At 34.2% G+C, this 15,133-nt stretch carries 17 protein-coding genes; 10 read left to right on the top strand and 7 right to left on the bottom strand.

Annotated features, from left to right (window positions below; genetic code table 11):
* Positions 1-24 precede the first annotated feature (24 nt).
* Positions 25-177: a hypothetical protein gene (locus tag VQL36_RS13030; protein WP_349249739.1), complete on the bottom strand. Its 153-nt coding sequence runs from the start codon at positions 175-177 to the stop codon at positions 25-27.
* Positions 178-410: 233 nt separating this feature from the next.
* Between VQL36_RS13030 and VQL36_RS13025 the strand changes: the two genes are divergently transcribed.
* Together VQL36_RS13025 and VQL36_RS13020 are read left to right on the top strand one after the other, a co-directional pair.
* Positions 411-1,529 carry a conserved virulence factor C family protein gene (locus tag VQL36_RS13025; protein ID WP_349249738.1) on the top strand — a complete coding sequence of 373 codons (1,119 nt, stop codon included), beginning with the start codon at positions 411-413 and terminating at the stop codon, positions 1,527-1,529.
* A gap of 93 nt (positions 1,530-1,622) precedes the next feature.
* Positions 1,623-1,874, top strand: coding sequence for a DUF3892 domain-containing protein (locus tag VQL36_RS13020; RefSeq protein ID WP_349249737.1), 252 nt, complete (start codon positions 1,623-1,625; stop codon positions 1,872-1,874).
* A gap of 132 nt (positions 1,875-2,006) precedes the next feature.
* Here VQL36_RS13020 and VQL36_RS13015 read toward each other — a convergent pair whose 3' ends face one another.
* Positions 2,007-2,756, bottom strand: a complete 750-nt coding sequence (locus VQL36_RS13015; protein ID WP_349249736.1) for an MBL fold metallo-hydrolase — start codon at positions 2,754-2,756, stop codon at positions 2,007-2,009.
* Positions 2,757-2,935: 179 nt separating this feature from the next.
* Between VQL36_RS13015 and VQL36_RS13010 the strand changes: the two genes are divergently transcribed.
* The 4 genes from VQL36_RS13010 (at position 2,936) to VQL36_RS12995 (ending at position 5,315) form a co-directional block, all read left to right on the top strand.
* Complete coding sequence (locus VQL36_RS13010; RefSeq protein ID WP_349249735.1) at positions 2,936-3,277, top strand: hypothetical protein; 342 nt, start codon at positions 2,936-2,938, stop codon at positions 3,275-3,277.
* 33 nt (positions 3,278-3,310) lie between these two features.
* The gene (locus VQL36_RS13005; RefSeq protein WP_349249734.1) at positions 3,311-4,207 is read left to right on the top strand and encodes an alpha/beta hydrolase; all 897 of its coding nucleotides are present in this window, start codon (positions 3,311-3,313) and stop codon (positions 4,205-4,207) included.
* Positions 4,208-4,325: 118 nt separating this feature from the next.
* Positions 4,326-4,922 (top strand): stalk domain-containing protein, encoded by a 597-nt coding sequence (locus VQL36_RS13000; protein WP_349249733.1) that lies wholly within the window; start codon positions 4,326-4,328, stop codon positions 4,920-4,922.
* A 111-nt stretch (positions 4,923-5,033) separates the two neighbouring features.
* On the top strand, positions 5,034-5,315 hold the full coding sequence (locus tag VQL36_RS12995) for a DUF1292 domain-containing protein (RefSeq protein WP_349249732.1): 282 nt from the start codon (positions 5,034-5,036) through the stop codon (positions 5,313-5,315).
* A gap of 123 nt (positions 5,316-5,438) precedes the next feature.
* Here VQL36_RS12995 and VQL36_RS12990 read toward each other — a convergent pair whose 3' ends face one another.
* Complete coding sequence (locus VQL36_RS12990; protein WP_349249731.1) at positions 5,439-5,858, bottom strand: DUF1885 family protein; 420 nt, start codon at positions 5,856-5,858, stop codon at positions 5,439-5,441.
* Positions 5,859-6,059: 201 nt separating this feature from the next.
* Here VQL36_RS12990 and VQL36_RS12985 point away from each other — a divergent pair, with 201 nt between their 5' ends.
* Positions 6,060-6,347, top strand: coding sequence for a DUF3055 domain-containing protein (locus tag VQL36_RS12985; RefSeq protein ID WP_349249730.1), 288 nt, complete (start codon positions 6,060-6,062; stop codon positions 6,345-6,347).
* A gap of 43 nt (positions 6,348-6,390) precedes the next feature.
* On the opposite strand, the gene VQL36_RS12980 is transcribed toward VQL36_RS12985, so the two are convergent.
* Complete coding sequence (locus VQL36_RS12980) at positions 6,391-7,863, bottom strand: aminotransferase class I/II-fold pyridoxal phosphate-dependent enzyme (protein ID WP_349249729.1); 1,473 nt, start codon at positions 7,861-7,863, stop codon at positions 6,391-6,393.
* Between the two features lie 186 nt (positions 7,864-8,049).
* Between VQL36_RS12980 and VQL36_RS12975 the strand changes: the two genes are divergently transcribed.
* Together VQL36_RS12975 and VQL36_RS12970 are read left to right on the top strand one after the other, a co-directional pair.
* On the top strand, positions 8,050-8,469 hold the full coding sequence (locus VQL36_RS12975) for an organic hydroperoxide resistance protein (protein ID WP_349249728.1): 420 nt from the start codon (positions 8,050-8,052) through the stop codon (positions 8,467-8,469).
* Positions 8,470-8,829: 360 nt separating this feature from the next.
* Positions 8,830-9,987, top strand: coding sequence for an MFS transporter (locus tag VQL36_RS12970; RefSeq protein WP_349249727.1), 1,158 nt, complete (start codon positions 8,830-8,832; stop codon positions 9,985-9,987).
* 64 nt (positions 9,988-10,051) lie between these two features.
* Here VQL36_RS12970 and VQL36_RS12965 read toward each other — a convergent pair whose 3' ends face one another.
* From VQL36_RS12965 to VQL36_RS12955, 3 genes are read right to left on the bottom strand one after another with little or no spacing between them, the layout of a single operon-like run.
* Positions 10,052-10,732 (bottom strand): TetR/AcrR family transcriptional regulator, encoded by a 681-nt coding sequence (locus tag VQL36_RS12965; protein WP_349249726.1) that lies wholly within the window; start codon positions 10,730-10,732, stop codon positions 10,052-10,054.
* Positions 10,733-10,777: 45 nt separating this feature from the next.
* A complete protein-coding gene (locus tag VQL36_RS12960) occupies positions 10,778-11,803 on the bottom strand; it encodes an ABC transporter permease (protein WP_349249725.1) in 1,026 nt (341 codons plus the stop codon).
* Positions 11,800-12,525, bottom strand: coding sequence for an ABC transporter ATP-binding protein (locus VQL36_RS12955; RefSeq protein ID WP_349249724.1), 726 nt, complete (start codon positions 12,523-12,525; stop codon positions 11,800-11,802). The genes VQL36_RS12960 and VQL36_RS12955 overlap by 4 nt, the downstream gene beginning before the upstream one ends.
* A gap of 249 nt (positions 12,526-12,774) precedes the next feature.
* Here VQL36_RS12955 and VQL36_RS12950 point away from each other — a divergent pair, with 249 nt between their 5' ends.
* Positions 12,775-14,889 carry a peptidase G2 autoproteolytic cleavage domain-containing protein gene (locus tag VQL36_RS12950; protein ID WP_349249723.1) on the top strand — a complete coding sequence of 705 codons (2,115 nt, stop codon included), beginning with the start codon at positions 12,775-12,777 and terminating at the stop codon, positions 14,887-14,889.
* Positions 14,890-15,133 lie beyond the last annotated feature (244 nt).

Raw genomic sequence — 15,133 nt, 5'->3', positions numbered from 1 at the left:
CCTTATGTTCACGGTGAGTAAATCTTATTTTTGAGTATTTTCATGCTCATTTGTATTAGAATAGGCAATTAAAGTGACTAGATCTCCAGACTTATTTTTAATTTTGCTTTCTAAAAGTTTTATTTCTTCGATTTGTTCGTTATTTAATTGAGCAATTTGATATTCGTTTGAATTCATTTTATTATCACCTCTGTTTTGTTTATAATTATGATAAGATTAAAATGATTCTACAGTACAAATTGATTGGAGAACTAGGATTTGAACCTAGATAATGACTTTTATTTGTCATATGTGCCATCCATCTGGCTATTCCCCAGTAATAAATATTATTTTTATCAGCAGTAAGTTTTTTTATACGTTATTTTGTTTTAGCGCTATTAGTTTATTAAATTTTTGAGGAGTGAATATATATGAAAATAGTTTCAATTGAACCTACTCCAAGTCCAAATTCTATGAAGATCAATATAGATGAGTCGCTTCCAACTGGGGTACGAAAAACTTATACTGCAGAAAATAAAGAAAAAGCACCTGAATTAATGAAACAAATTCTAGATATAAAAGGGGTTACTTCGATCTTTCACACCGTCGATTTCTTGGCAGTTGATCGAGTACCAAACGCAGATTGGAAATCAATTTTAAAGCAATTAAAGGATATATTTGGTGAGGGACAAGCTATAAACGATTTTGATTCCATGGATCAAGGGTTTGGAGAAGTTAAAGTTTATGTACAAACATTTAGAAAAATACCCATGCAAATTAGAGTAAAGTCAGAAATGGAAGAAGTACGGGAAAATTTACCCGAAAGATTTACGAATGCTGCTATAGAAGCAGGTTTAGCATCTCCAAATTTAATAAAAGAGAGAAAGCTAGAGGAGTGGGGCATTCGTTATGGAGAGCCGAAAGATATCGCTAATGAAGTGTTGGATGAATTAGATGCATCCTATAATGTCGAAAGAATAGAAGGGTTGTTACAGCAAGCACAACATACGAATGATGATACCCCTATGATTATTGGAAAAATGACACTAGTGGAAGCAAAAAAGTCATTGGATGACCCTGATTGGCGCAGAAGGTTTGCCGCATTAGATCAGATGGAACCAACTGCTGAAGTACTACCTATAATTTTAAAAACATTAAAGGATCCTAAAGCATCTATCCGACGGTTAGCCGTGGTTTATTTAGGAGAAATTCAAAATACTGAAGTTTTACCTTTGTTGGTTGAAGCTTTGAAAGACACATCTGTTTCTGTGAGAAGAACAGCTGGAGATACAATATCAGATATTGGTGATCCGCAGGCAGTTGAGCCCATGATACAAGCATTAAAAGATGTAAATAAATTAGTTCGCTGGAGAGCAGCACGCTTTTTGTATGAAGTAGGAGATGAAACAGCTTTAGCTGCTTTGAAAGAAGCTGAAAGTGATCCAGAATTTGAAGTCAGTTTACAAGTGAAAATGGCTTTGGAGAGAATTAACAGTGGCGAAGAAGCTGCAGGAACTGTTTGGCAGCAGATGACGAAAAGCCGGAAATAAATTCTAGAATAAATCATTCTTTTCTGTAAAAAATATTAGTGTAATAACATATTCACAGCAACACCAATTTTTCAACTAAGGGGATGAGTTCGAATGGAGAATAATCAGCAGAATCAAGGAAACCGTGTTGAAATTGTAGCTGTAAGAAAAAATGGAGATGGGGATTTAACTGAATTTAAAACATCCGATGGACGAACATTAGGTTATCAACAAGCTTTGCAAGAAGTTCAGAGCGGCAATATTAGTGGTGTGAATGCATTTAAAGGTAGAGATGGTGAAACCTATTTACGTGGAGATGCGGATGGAGATCCTAGTAATAATTTAGATCAATTACCTATATTTTAATATATTATATTCACTATTTCATTAGGCAATTTGTTGGCATGAGTCCGGTATTGAATCGGACTCATGCTTTTTAATCGTTTCCATGATTTCATCTCCATCGAGATTACCTTCATGTTATTTTGTGATTCTTCATCACTGTTGGGGGAATATATATTTTTTTTGTTGCTCTATGAATGACATTTTTCCAGTTTTACCAACAAACGATTCCATGTTATCCCCATAATGCATGAGTAAAATTTTATCTTGAATCTCTTCTGGAAGAGTTAAAAGCTGGCTTAAGCTAGCATGTACTTCGACTTTTCCAGGCTCTTCTAAATTGCAATCATGAAGAATGGTTTTGCAATTTCTTTCTTTATGAATGTATGCAAGCAGATCAGGATCAAATTGCATATCTGCGCTATAAAATATGTCATTATTAATAAATAATGAGTAACTTAATTTATTTGGAAAATGCTTTGTTTGTATCATTTCTATATTTAAAGAAGGAGTGATAATTATATTTTCATTTTCAATTATCGGAATGACCTCAAAAAAATCTTCTAACTTATTTCCTTGTCCATCACTCAACCCTGCTTTTAAACTGTTTTCCCATAAAATAGGTAACAATTTAGAACATATAAAAAGTTTTGGTTTTATATTATATAAGTATTTCGCTTGAAAGGCTAATTCCTCTACTCCACCTACGTGATCAGCATGTAAATGAGTAATTAATATTCCGTTGATTTCTTGAACCGTTTTGTTTAATTGATGTAAAGCCATAGGGGCTGTGATGCCGCAATCAATTAAAAGAGTGAAATCATCAGCATAGACCAATGCATTGTTATTAAAGTATTTTTTTGAAAAGGCACTCCCAGTTCCAATCATTTGAATTTGTATTGTCATGTCTTGAATTCCTCCCACACTCAATTCTCTTTTATAAACTTACCATAATGATGTAAAAAATGCAGATCAAAAATTTTATTTGCATGAAAGTCGATCTTTTTGCATATATTAACATTGCCAAAACAAACATATGTTCGATATTATATGTAATAAAGAAAAAAATTTAAGGTTGGATGAAAATGAAAGAGTCAAATATCAATCGAATGATAAATGAATATATAGTATCATTGTATTTGTTAAAGGCAATGGATTTTGATAAAAAAACAATAGAATCATTGAAGTTAAATCGCTTTTGGATTACATTTATTGATCGTTTACATAAAGTGGTGCTTCACGATCATATACGTATAAAAAAAAGAATAAAACAAATTGGCTGTAAAATTGTAGTTGAAGAAATGTTAAATAACAAAAATGTTCATGTTATGTATGTTTTCGAAGGTTATGAGCATCATTGTGAGATTATGCCTGCCGTATTAAAAAATAAATGTGAAGAAAAACTAAATGCTTTAATGATTAAATGAGGCTGTTCTTACAATGAGGGAGTTGTTAATAAATTGATTATAGTCATAGTCCTAAGTATTATTTTTTTTATATTCATAGGGTTAGGGTGTATTTCAATAGCCATGTATGTAGGGTGGCACTTATCTCACCCCAAAAAACAACCCATCTTAGATTCTCCTACAAGTTACGACCTTAAATATGCAAATATTGAATTTAAAAGCAGAAATCAGCCCACTAAACTAAAAGGATGGTTTATACCTAATCATTCAATTGAACCTGCTAATATGACCATCATTTTTGTTCATGGTTATACAAAAAACAGGGAGCAAGATAATTTTCCATTTTTATCATTAGCTTACTTCATAGTTAAAGCAGGATACAATGTTCTATTATTTGATTTAAGAAACTCAGGTGAATCAAGTGGAGATGTAACCACATTAGGGCAGCTTGAAAAGTATGATGTATTAGGAGCAATAGATTGGATACAACAAAATAAAAAAGGAAAAGTAGGTTTGCTAGGAGTATCCATGGGTGCTGCTACTGCAATTCAAGCAGCGGCCGAGGAGCCTTCTGTAGCTGGACTTATAGCAGATAGTCCCTATCATGATTTGAAAACTTATTTGAAAACTAATTTAGCAACATGGTCTAATCTACCTAATTTTATATTCACACCTTTAATTATGAATCTATTAGGGCCTATAGTTGGAATTAAACCAGAAGAGGTGTCACCTATTAAATCAGTAGATGCTGTTTATCCAAGACCAATTTTATTTATTCATAGTGTTGGTGATCAATCTATCTCTTATACGGACAGTGAAAAGATGTTCAACAAACATCCTGATCATTTTAATTTTTGGAAAACAAAATGTGAAGTACATGTTCGTTCTTTTCAACAGTTTCCAGTAGAATACACAAATAAAGTCATTACATTTTTCAATAAAATTTCTTGATGAATATAAAATATAAATTTCTCTATATTTTAAAAAAAATTATGTACTTATCGCAACTCTTGTTTGATATGAGAGTATAACATTATTAAGAAGAAATTATTTGGAGGTTTAACAAAGTATGAAATTCAAACGCACGTTTTTACTTATAATAGGGCTTTCCATTTTAGGGGCTGCCACTGTTGCCGCTGACAGTAAAATTAAACAATACAGCGGAAAGGAAATTTCTGTCGAAGTCAATGGAGAGCTGTTATCTAAACCGGCTTTAAATATTGAAGGGACGACAATGTTGCCAGTTCGAGATATAACAAACATACTTCAAGCTATGGTTGAATATAATGCAGCTACAGATACTGTTTCTATCTACAAGCCAAATATCCAAGTATCATTATTAACTAGATTAAAAGATGGGCAATTTGGCACATTTGGTACAGTACCTAAAAACAATGAAAATGAGTTTTTTATCTTTACTCAAATTGATACGTTATTAACAGATATAGATTCTCTGAAATATGAGATTATTGATCCTGCTGGTTCTATTGTTTATAATTATACTGAGCCAGATTTGACTGATCAAGAGGAGAATATGTGGTTGTATACTCCAAATATTAAATTTACAGCTAAATTAACAGGTGAATATACAGTAAATGTTTATATGAAATTGACTGGAAGCAAAGAGTATTCTCTTGTAGGACAAAAAGTGTTTACTGCAGGATAAGGCAAATTGATTTCATAAACTGTTCATGATACGATATGTGTGTACATACGTAAATTATGAGAATTACACAAAACATAGTATGATGAACATCTACTAGAAAAGAGGTACAAAATGACGGAAGAATTAAACCATCAAGATGATGAACAAAGTTTTGTTATTACGGACGATCAAGGTAATGAATATGAAATGTCGATTGTTTATACATTTTCGGTGGTTGATGATCAATATGCTGTACTAATTGATAATAACAATCCAGAAGGTGACGGAGTAATTTTTAAACTGGTTGAAGAAAACGAAGAGACTTTTCTTGAACCCATTGAAAGTGACGAGGAGTGGCAACGAGTTGTAACCATTTATGAGGAAATTGTTGCAGAAGAAAACAAAAAATCATAACATATAAAAACCGTTTAATGACTAGTCATTAAACGGTTTTTTACACTTTATAAATTTTACAAACAAATGATTGATCGATAGTCGAATCAATATAAATGTATGATTATAAATTTTTTTAAAATTCTACTTACGAGGGTTGAAGTACATTTTACGTCCATTAAATAATTGTAGCTCAGCTTTGAATTGTTTTCCTAAATATTTACACAATTCATTCCCTTTTGCTTTATCTCCATGAGTGCAGCCATCGGGTAATACAACTTGAATGTATGTCTGTTCATCATCATCTTGAGTCAAATTCTTAACCCCTACGATAATATATTTATACAGATGATTGATTCCTTTGAGATAAAACCAATTTCCTTCTGCATCCGTTTTTGTTTCAATAGTATAAGGAAATGCAGCCTCACCATAATCCCACCCTAATTGTTGGCCTGTTTTATTCACTTGTTCCTTATAAGTTAATAATTGCGCTTTCACTTCATCTAAGGTTATAGACGTTACTGTAGATTTCTCTTTGAATTTTATGTATGCGCTTTGACTCAAATTAGACACCCGCCTTAATTTATTACCTAACTAACAAGCTTTTTTTCATAAACATCATAACATCTGATGGTAACATTTACAATGAATATCTTGAAGGTATGAATAAATTGTTATTATTAATTCATAATTATAAATAATCTATAGATTTATGTTATAATAAATTGTAAACAATATTCAGAAAAATAATAGGAGGTGAAAAGTATGTTCGATAAATTATATGATGTAAATGAGAATACACATGTTAATTTTATTGGATTTACTTCTGAACATTTTCGTTATGATTTTGCTTTTGTTTACACAGATAATTTTTTTGGTAAGCCACTTGTAGTGTGTATGCAAACGGGAAGATCTTCACTACTATGTTTTGATGATTTAGATAACTTAGATTATTTACAACGTATTTTTAACATCAATGAGGTGGAGGCAGAGGAGCTTTCAGGTTTTTTAAAACATAGAATACCTTCCGTACCTAATATTGCTCAATACTAATCCTTGATTTCCATGTCCTCAGAACCCCTCACCATATAAAGGTTTAACGAATGGCTGATGTTTCTACGATAACTTTCACATTTTTAATTGTTTTATCTTCAGGTCCTTGAATAGGTAAACCGACCTCTAAATGTTCATTTATATAATCAATATTTTCCTGCGTCACAATTTCACCTGGTAACAATATTGGAATCCCAGGCGGATATACCATAATAAATTCAGCAATAATTCTACCTGCAGATTCCTGAAACGGAATTACCTCAGTGTCTGCATAAAAGGCATCCCGTGGTGAGAGAGATAACTGCGGGATTTCTGGTGTTTTTACAAATAAATTTTTTAATTCGTTTTGGTTATAGTGTCGTTCAGAAATGTTCTGTAGAGATTGTATCAACCAATTTATTTTTTCTATCGTATCACCTGGAGTGATTATACAAAGAATATTATACATATCACTTAATTCTACTTCTAAGTTGTAAACATCTCTTAATATATTTTCAACTTCATACCCAGAAAGCTGAATTCCTTGAAGATGTATAGTTAATTTGGTTGGATCGTAATCATAAGTTGCTTCACTCCCAAGTATCTCCTCTCCAAAACAATAAAATCCTTTGATTTCATTAATTTTCTTCCTTGCATAATCAGCTAAGGATAAACTGAACTCAGCCATCTGTTCACCATTGATAGCTAAATTTTTACGAGCAGTATCTAATGATGCCAATAGAATATATGAGGTTGAAGTTGTAGTTAACATACTCATAATGGATTGAACTCTTTTTGCATCAACCAGCCCTTCCTTCACATTCAAAACTGAACTCTGAGTAAGAGACCCCCCTAATTTATGAACACTAGTTGCTGCCATATCCGCTCCAGCTTGCATCGCTGATAAAGGTAGCTTTTCATTAAAATGAATATGAACACCATGAGCTTCATCTACTAACACAGGAATTGCATTAGAATGTGCGATATCAACTATTTCTTTTAAGTTTGCTGCAATTCCAAAGTAGGTAGGATTGATAACAAGTACTGCTTTTGCATCCGGATGAATTTCTAAAGCTCTTTGTACGGCTTGAGTTGTAATCCCATGTGCAATACCTAATTTTTCATCCATAGCAGGGTAGATAAAAATAGGTTTTGCTCCTGCAAATATGATTGCAGACATAATGGACTTATGAACATTTCTTGGAACAATGATTTTATCACCATGTCCACATACCGACATAATCATTGTCATTATCGCTCCACTAGTACCTTGTACTGAAAAAAAGGTATGATCTGCCCCAAAAGCTTCTGCTGCCAATTGTTGGGCTTCTTGGATAATGCCAGTAGGTTGATGGAGGTCATCCAAAGGTGCAATATTAATTAAATCAATGGAGAGTGCGTTGCTTCCAATAAAGTTCTTAAATTGTTCATCCATACCTTCCCCAGTTTTATGACCAGGAATATGAAATTGATGAGGTTTCTTTTTTGCATGTTCAATTAAAGATGTAAATAGAGGAGTACGATGTTGTTGATTCATCAGCTTGCTTCATTCCTTCAAAATTAAATTAATATTAAAGCTAGAGTATACCAAATATAAAATAACTTTTCACCTTTTTTACTTTCAGGTAATAAAGGTTGTTCTTTCATATGATTAGATCTTTGAAAACTGCATAAAATAACGATGATGTATGTACAATGTAAATAAAATTTGGAGGTAACAAACATGGAAGTATTGTACACAGCTACTGCAACTGCAACAGGGGGAAGAGATGGTAAAGTTATTTCAGATGACAATGTGATTAATTTAGATTTAAAGACACCAAAAGAGCTTGGAGGACCTGGAGGTCATGCTACGAATCCAGAGCAATTATTTGCTGCTGGTTATTCAGCTTGTTTTGATAGTGCATTAAAAGTAGTGCTTAGAAATAAGAAAGTTGAAGTGAAATCTACTGCTGTTACAGGAAAAGTTTCAATTGGTAAAGATCCAGAAGGAGGTTTTAAAATAGGAGCGGAGTTATTAGTGAAAATTGAAGGAATAGAGCAAGCACAGGCGTTAGAGTTAGTTAAAGCAGCTCATCAAGTCTGTCCATATTCCAAAGCAACGCGAGGGAATATAGAAGTAAAACTATTATTAGCACAGTGAACTCGTTTAAGAAAAGCTTAAACATCGAGAAATCAGATGGAGACTCTACTCCACCTGATTTGAAGATACCATCTATAGAGATGGGCGTCTGTACGCAAAAATATTTTGGATAAATCTGTGTTCAAAGGCTAGTTTAGATAGATTAGATTGATTTGAGAAGAAAACTCTAAGAAGGGTATTTTTTGAACTACTCTTTTATTAAAACTCGTCAATTGGCGAGTTTTTTCTATTTGATATAGTTAACTTTACATTTGTCTTATTTCGAAATTTTAACACATATTCATTTTTACAAAATAAAAAATTATGGTACGATGATATAAGGTTTTTTTTATATGTTGATTGGAAGTTGGAGGAGTTAAGTTGCAGAAAAAGATTGGTATCATCATGGTTTTACTAATTACGACTTTTATTGGCTTTGCTATCATTATCCCTGTACTACCAAAAATAGTGACTGTTTTTCATATGAATATGATGCTGGCCCTATACTCTGCGGTATCATTTATTATGTCTCCAATTTGGGGGAAACTCTCTGACCGTTGGGGTCGAAGACCGATTATTTTAATTGGAATTCTAGGTTTCAGTATAAGTTTTTTTATTTTTGCACTTTCCATAGAAAGTTTATGGTTAATGTACATATCTAGAATATTGGGCGGATTCTTTTCTGGTGCTGTAACCTCATGTGCAGTAGCGTATGTAGCGGATATTACAACAAATGAAAATCGGACAAGAGCAATGGGACTTGTTGGGATGTCCATTGGTCTTGGTTTTATTTTTGGACCAGCTATAGGAGGATTATTAAGTACAATTAGTACACAAACACCATTTTTTGTTTCTTCGGGTCTTGCCTTTATTACTTTTATTTTTGTGTTGCTTTATTTGACAGAATCCTTATCTAAAGAGCAAAGAATGAATAAAACAAAAGAAAAGGTTTCACGTTGGTCAGCATTTACAGGTCCAATGAAATATTTATACATCATGTCCTTTTTTGTAACGTTTACTTTAGCTGGACTTGAGGGAACTTTAATCTATTATGTGGATCTTAAATTTGATGCAACGTCTGAAAAGATTGGAATTATGTTTTTGATAAGTGGAATTGTTGGAGCTCTGATTCAAGGCGGAGTAATACGCAGATATGTAAAACCAGGATCAGAATCTAAATTTATACAATTCGGACTGTTACTCTCAGCACTTGGATTTATATTGTTGTTATTTTCAAAAGATTTATGGACAGCCTCCTTATATTTATCTGTGTTTGCTGCAGGTAACGCTTTTATTAGACCTTGTGTCATTTCTTTAATTACTCAAAAAACAAAAGTAGGTCAGGGGGTTGCAACAGGTTTAAATTCTTCTATGGATAGCTTAGGTAGAATAACAGGACCACTTTTTGCTTCGGCTTTATTCGCAATCAACGAAACTTTACCTTTTATTATAGGAGCAGTTATAAGTGTTGCAGCAATTCAACTTGTAATAACTTACAAAAAAGTAGAAATGAATACCAGTACTGTTTTAATGAAATAATGTTGAACTCAAAAGAAGCTATCCAAGTAGATAACTTCTTTTTCTTTAACCTTATAAAATTGAATTAAGAGAATCCATCTTCTTTTGGGATATTACTTATACCATACATAATAAAGTGTATCGTATGATCTATTTCTTTTTCATCATCCCATTTCAAATCAGGAAGAATAAAATATCTTACTAATAAATGCCCCATGATTGTGGATACAGTAAATCGAACGACAGATGGAGGGGGGACTGATATAATTTCTCCTTTACCTTGAAAATGTTCTACAATTTTATACAGTTTCGTGTAGACTTTTGAAGCTACATGTTTTACAAATAAAGCTTGTAAATCAGGTTGAAAGGGAATTTCTTGTAGTAGTATTTTTATTACAGAAGTATTTTTTTTAATAAACTGAATTCGATTGCTCATCAATTGCCTTAAAAAATGCTCATATGAATGGTGTGAACTAGTTAAGAGTTTCTCAACATCTCGTAATATGAATGGAGCTACAAGTTTTACCATCATTGGTGCAACAATTGAAATCAATAATTCTTTCTTCGTTTTATAATGGCGAAAAATCGTTCCCTCAGCGACACCTGCTTTCTTCGCTATTTCATTTGTAGAGGAAGCGGAATACCCTTTTTTAGCAAAAATTTCAATGGCTGCAGTAATAATTTTCATTTGTTTATCTGTTTTCTTTTCATCTTCATCGTTAATTTTTAGTAGTTCTTCGATCCATTGTTCCATTGATTCTGACACGAAGCTTCCTCCTCTGTAATAATTTTGTTCACTTCTTGGAGTATTTCATATTTTTCTATATTTTTTCAGTACATAAATGTTGGCTATCATAATAGTAACAGAAAATCCTAAGAGCACATAAACATCACTTGCTATTTCACTCCATCCACTTCCACGTACCATAATTTCTCTCAAAGCATCTGCTCCGTAAGATAATGGCATCAATACACTTAACCACTGCAACCATTCGGACATGCTTTCCAAATTAAAAAGTCCAGACAAAAATACTTGTGGCACGATCACAAGTGGAATAAATTGCACCATTTGAAACTCATTATTGGCAAATGCAGATAAAAGAGTACCTAATGTAAGTGCTGTCAGGGCTAATAACAAAGTGATTAATAAAACAAACCAAATGGACCCCATCATTAACATGCCAAGTACTTGAATCGAAAACCAGGCAATAAGTGCCGCTTGAATAACAGAAAATATTCCAAATCCAATCACATATCCTATTACAAGTTCCCATCGTTTAACCGGTGTTGCTAATAAACGTTCTAATGTGCCTGTTGTTCGTTCCCTTAAAAATGAAATTCCTGATGTAAGAAATACGAAGAAAAATGCAAAAACTCCAATCAGTACGGGGCCAAAAGAATCAAATGCTGTCATGTCTTCAGAACCGTGTAAGTAAGTGATAGAAGCTTGGAGCGAGTTTGAAGTTGGGTGAATTTCATTGGCTATATTTTGAACGATCATAAACACAGATTTGTTTGCAGAAGGATCACTGCCTTCTAACATGATTTCAGGTCCTTTAGATGTCCAAGTTAATAAGGCATCTATTTCTCCATCAGATAAGACTACTTCAGCTTCTGAAAAAGAATAATATAATAGTTCCACATCCTCCTCTTTTAAAAGGATGGAGACTTGTTCTGGTACATCTACTAGAGCTATGGTAGGTTCATATTGATCAGTATGGAAAACTTGTGACATTAACCATAATATAAACATAGGGGCAATTAAGATCATGGCTAATGTTCTTTTATCATTCATAAATTGTTTTATTATGCGTAATACAAGTGCTCGAATCCTCATGCTTTTACACCCCCATAATAAAGAAAGGCTTCTTCAATACTTTTTGTTTCTGTTTCTTCTACGAGCTTGTTTGGTGTGTCAAAAGCAATAATTTCTCCATTACGAAGCATAGCTAGTTGATGGCACTTTTCAGCTTCATCCATAACATGGGTCGTTACGATGATCGTTGTTCCCTGATTACTTAATATCTCAAGTTCAGACCATATGGATTGACGCAACACTGGATCGATACCCACTGTTGGTTCATCGAGCAATAATATTTCTGGTTGATGAACCAACGCTATAGCTAAAGATAATCGCCGTTTCATTCCACCGGAGTACTTGCTTACTTTTTTTCGCAAATCAGCAGTTAAGTCTACTAATTCCATGACTTTATAAATTCTTTGTTTTTTTGCTTTTCCTTTTAAACCATACAGTTGTGCGAAAAAATTTAAATTATCATAGGCAGACAATTCATTGTACAAAGCATCCGATTGAGCCATATACCCGATACGATGAATTATATCTAATGAAGGCATTTTTTTGGATAAAACGTAAATATGTCCTTGATCAGATGTATCCATACCTGCAATTTGTTTGATTAGAGTTGTTTTTCCTGCACCTGATGGACCTAATAGTCCTGTAATCTTAGCGCTTGGAATGTCTAAAGTTATTTTATTAAGGATTGTTTTTTTGTTGAATTTTTTCGTGAGCTGATCTACTTGAATACAAGGTTTAGTCATTTATCATCCCTCCCCATTTTATAAAAAGTGAGTAATCACTCATTTAAAGTTTACACTTTTTGGATTTAATTGTAAAGAACTTTGACCTTTTTAAAAGTTTTGTTACTGAAAATGAGTTTCATAGGTTAATACCTTTTTTAAATTTAATAGGTGACAATCCATCCGTTTATAGTATTTTCTCCATATATTAACTTAGGGAGTTTATAAGTTTTTAACTATGTCAATATCAAAATAAGAGGAGTGATATAAATGGATAAAGATTGTAATCGAGAAGCTACAGGAGATTGCTCGACAGCTTTTGGTAGAAATACAGTTGCAGGTGGGGACAGCTCTCTTGCAGAAGGAAGAAGTACAAGTTCAAGTGGAGAGAATTCTCATTCAGAAGGCAGAAGTACAACGGCTAGTGGAGATGCTTCTCATGCAGAAGGTAGAAATACAATAGCGAGCGGAGATAATGCACATTCGGAAGGCAGAGATACACTTGCTAGGGGAGATAATTCCCATGCAGAAGGAGAGGGAGCAGAGGCAACAGGTAAAGGTTCCCACGCTGAAGGAACAGATACAGTTGCCGCTGGCGAGCAGTCACATGCGGAAGGAAATCAAACAGAGGCTAATGGAGATTTTTCTCATGCTGAAGGGAATCAATCGCTAGCGGAAGGTGAGTCTTCCCATGCAGAAGGAGAGGGAGCAAAGGCAACAGGTAAAGGTTCCCACGCTGAAGGAACAGATACAGTTGCCGCTGGCGAGCAGTCACATGCTGAAGGGAATCAATCAGAGGCCAATGGAGATTTTTCTCATGCTGAAGGGAATCAATCGCTAGCGGAAGGTGAGTCTTCCCATGCAGAAGGAGAAGGTATTGCAATGGGTGACCAATCCCATGCAGAGGGAGTGTCCACTGCTGAAGGAGATCAGTCACATGCGGAAGGATTTGCATCCCAAGCTGTAGGTATAGCATCTCATGCTGAAGGGTTACTTACAGAAGCCAATGGAGATTTTTCACATTCTCAAGGAAATGCTACAACAGCTAGTGGAGAAAGTAGTCATGCAGAAGGTCTAGATACAGAAGCCAAAGGAGATTTTTCTCATGCAGAGGGAGTAGCTACTATTGCAGAAGAAGACCAATCCCATGCGGAAGGTAATCAAACAAGAGCAAGTGGAATAGCTAGCCATGTAGAAGGATTTCTTTCCGAAGCCATCGGAGATGTTTCTCATGCTGAAGGAGAGTCAACGACAGCACAAGGAGTTAATTCCCATTCTGAAGGAAGAGATACCCTTGCAGAAGAAGAACAATGTCATGCCGAAGGTTTTGGCTCACAAGCCTTGGGGCCTAATTCTCATGCAGAAGGAAATTTTACGATAGCAAACGAGTTTGCAGCTCATTCCGAGGGAAATACAACATCAGCAACAGGATTTGCGTCCCATTCTGAAGGAAATGAAACATCAGCCGAAGAATTAGGCGCACATGCAGAAGGAAATGTAACAACAGCGGTAGGGTTAGCGTCCCATTCTGAAGGCGATGGAACCAGAGCCGAAGGTCGAGCCTCTCATGCCGAAGGTTGTGATACGGTAGCTTTAGAAGATTGTTCACACGCTGAAGGTGATGGAACAAGAGCGGAAGGTTTTGCATCTCATTCCGAGGGTTGTAATACAATTGCTTCAGGGGAATGTTCCCATGCAGAAGGAAACGGTACAGATACAAATAATAAAGTCAATGCTCATATAATGGGGAGATCAGGTCAAGCCGTTGAAGATAACTCTTGGCATTTAGTGAATGATACCTTAATGGCTCTTATTAATGGGAATACGGGGGATGCTTGCTTTGCAGGGAAAATTACTTCCGGTAGAGGGTGTGATTTTGCTGAATTGTACGAAACATTAGATGGGAAACCCATTGATGTTGGATATTTTGTCACAACTGAAGGGAATAAAATAAGGAAGGCTACAGAAAAGGATGATTATATCTTGGGTGTAACAAGTGCTGTTCCTGGTTTTTTAGCAGGCAGTTCCGGTTATGAATGGAATAAGCGATATATGACGGATAAATGGGGTCGTACGTTATACGAAGAAGTCACCATCCCAGAAGAAAAAGATGAGAATGGTAAAATTATCTCACCTGAAAGAATCGAAAAAAAACAAAAGTTAAATCCAGAATATGATCCAGACAAACAGTATGTTCCAAGATCAGAAAGACCAGAATGGGAAGCTGTTGGATTAGTTGGACAATTATTAGTAAGAGATGATGGAACAAGTGAAGTAAATGGATACTGTAGACCTAACGTTGATGGTATTGCTACAAGGTCCCAAAGTGGCTATAGAGTGATAGAACGAACTGATGACGATCAAATTTTAATTATTCTAAAATAGGGAGGTAGTAAAGGTTAAAAGATAGGGTTTGATAGTAACTCATGATTTTTGAATTGAATAAGGTTTTAATTTGAATGAGAGGGGAGTGGACTAAATCCAACCTCCTCTCTTTTTTTATAACTTAAGAATTTATAAAATTTCAAATTCTAAGTTTCAACAATGACATAATGAACTGGAATTATGGATTGAACCTGATTTATGTTGTTGATAAGTGCTATTTTTCAAACTAAAAAGATTAAGATTT

It is taken from the genome of Chengkuizengella sp. SCS-71B, from assembly GCF_040100845.1.
Lineage (GTDB): Bacteria > Bacillota > Bacilli > Paenibacillales > KCTC-33759 > Chengkuizengella.
Note: the sequence above shows the minus strand (reverse complement) of the source record. Positions and strands in the feature narration are given on the sequence as shown.

What these genes read in the sequence shown, in the direction of transcription:
- VQL36_RS13030 (WP_349249739.1), bottom strand. Translation starts at nt 177, where the DNA reads ATGAATTCAAACGAATATCAAATTGCTCAATTAAATAACGAACAAATC.
- VQL36_RS13025 (WP_349249738.1), top strand. Translation starts at nt 411, where the DNA reads ATGAAAATAGTTTCAATTGAACCTACTCCAAGTCCAAATTCTATGAAG.
- VQL36_RS13020 (WP_349249737.1), top strand. Translation starts at nt 1,623, where the DNA reads ATGGAGAATAATCAGCAGAATCAAGGAAACCGTGTTGAAATTGTAGCT.
- VQL36_RS13015 (WP_349249736.1), bottom strand. Translation starts at nt 2,756, where the DNA reads ATGACAATACAAATTCAAATGATTGGAACTGGGAGTGCCTTTTCAAAA.
- VQL36_RS13010 (WP_349249735.1), top strand. Translation starts at nt 2,936, where the DNA reads ATGAAAGAGTCAAATATCAATCGAATGATAAATGAATATATAGTATCA.
- VQL36_RS13000 (WP_349249733.1), top strand. Translation starts at nt 4,326, where the DNA reads ATGAAATTCAAACGCACGTTTTTACTTATAATAGGGCTTTCCATTTTA.
- VQL36_RS12995 (WP_349249732.1), top strand. Translation starts at nt 5,034, where the DNA reads ATGACGGAAGAATTAAACCATCAAGATGATGAACAAAGTTTTGTTATT.
- VQL36_RS12985 (WP_349249730.1), top strand. Translation starts at nt 6,060, where the DNA reads ATGTTCGATAAATTATATGATGTAAATGAGAATACACATGTTAATTTT.
- VQL36_RS12980 (WP_349249729.1), bottom strand. Translation starts at nt 7,863, where the DNA reads ATGAATCAACAACATCGTACTCCTCTATTTACATCTTTAATTGAACAT.
- VQL36_RS12975 (WP_349249728.1), top strand. Translation starts at nt 8,050, where the DNA reads ATGGAAGTATTGTACACAGCTACTGCAACTGCAACAGGGGGAAGAGAT.
- VQL36_RS12960 (WP_349249725.1), bottom strand. Translation starts at nt 11,803, where the DNA reads ATGAGGATTCGAGCACTTGTATTACGCATAATAAAACAATTTATGAAT.
- VQL36_RS12955 (WP_349249724.1), bottom strand. Translation starts at nt 12,525, where the DNA reads ATGACTAAACCTTGTATTCAAGTAGATCAGCTCACGAAAAAATTCAAC.
- VQL36_RS12950 (WP_349249723.1), top strand. Translation starts at nt 12,775, where the DNA reads ATGGATAAAGATTGTAATCGAGAAGCTACAGGAGATTGCTCGACAGCT.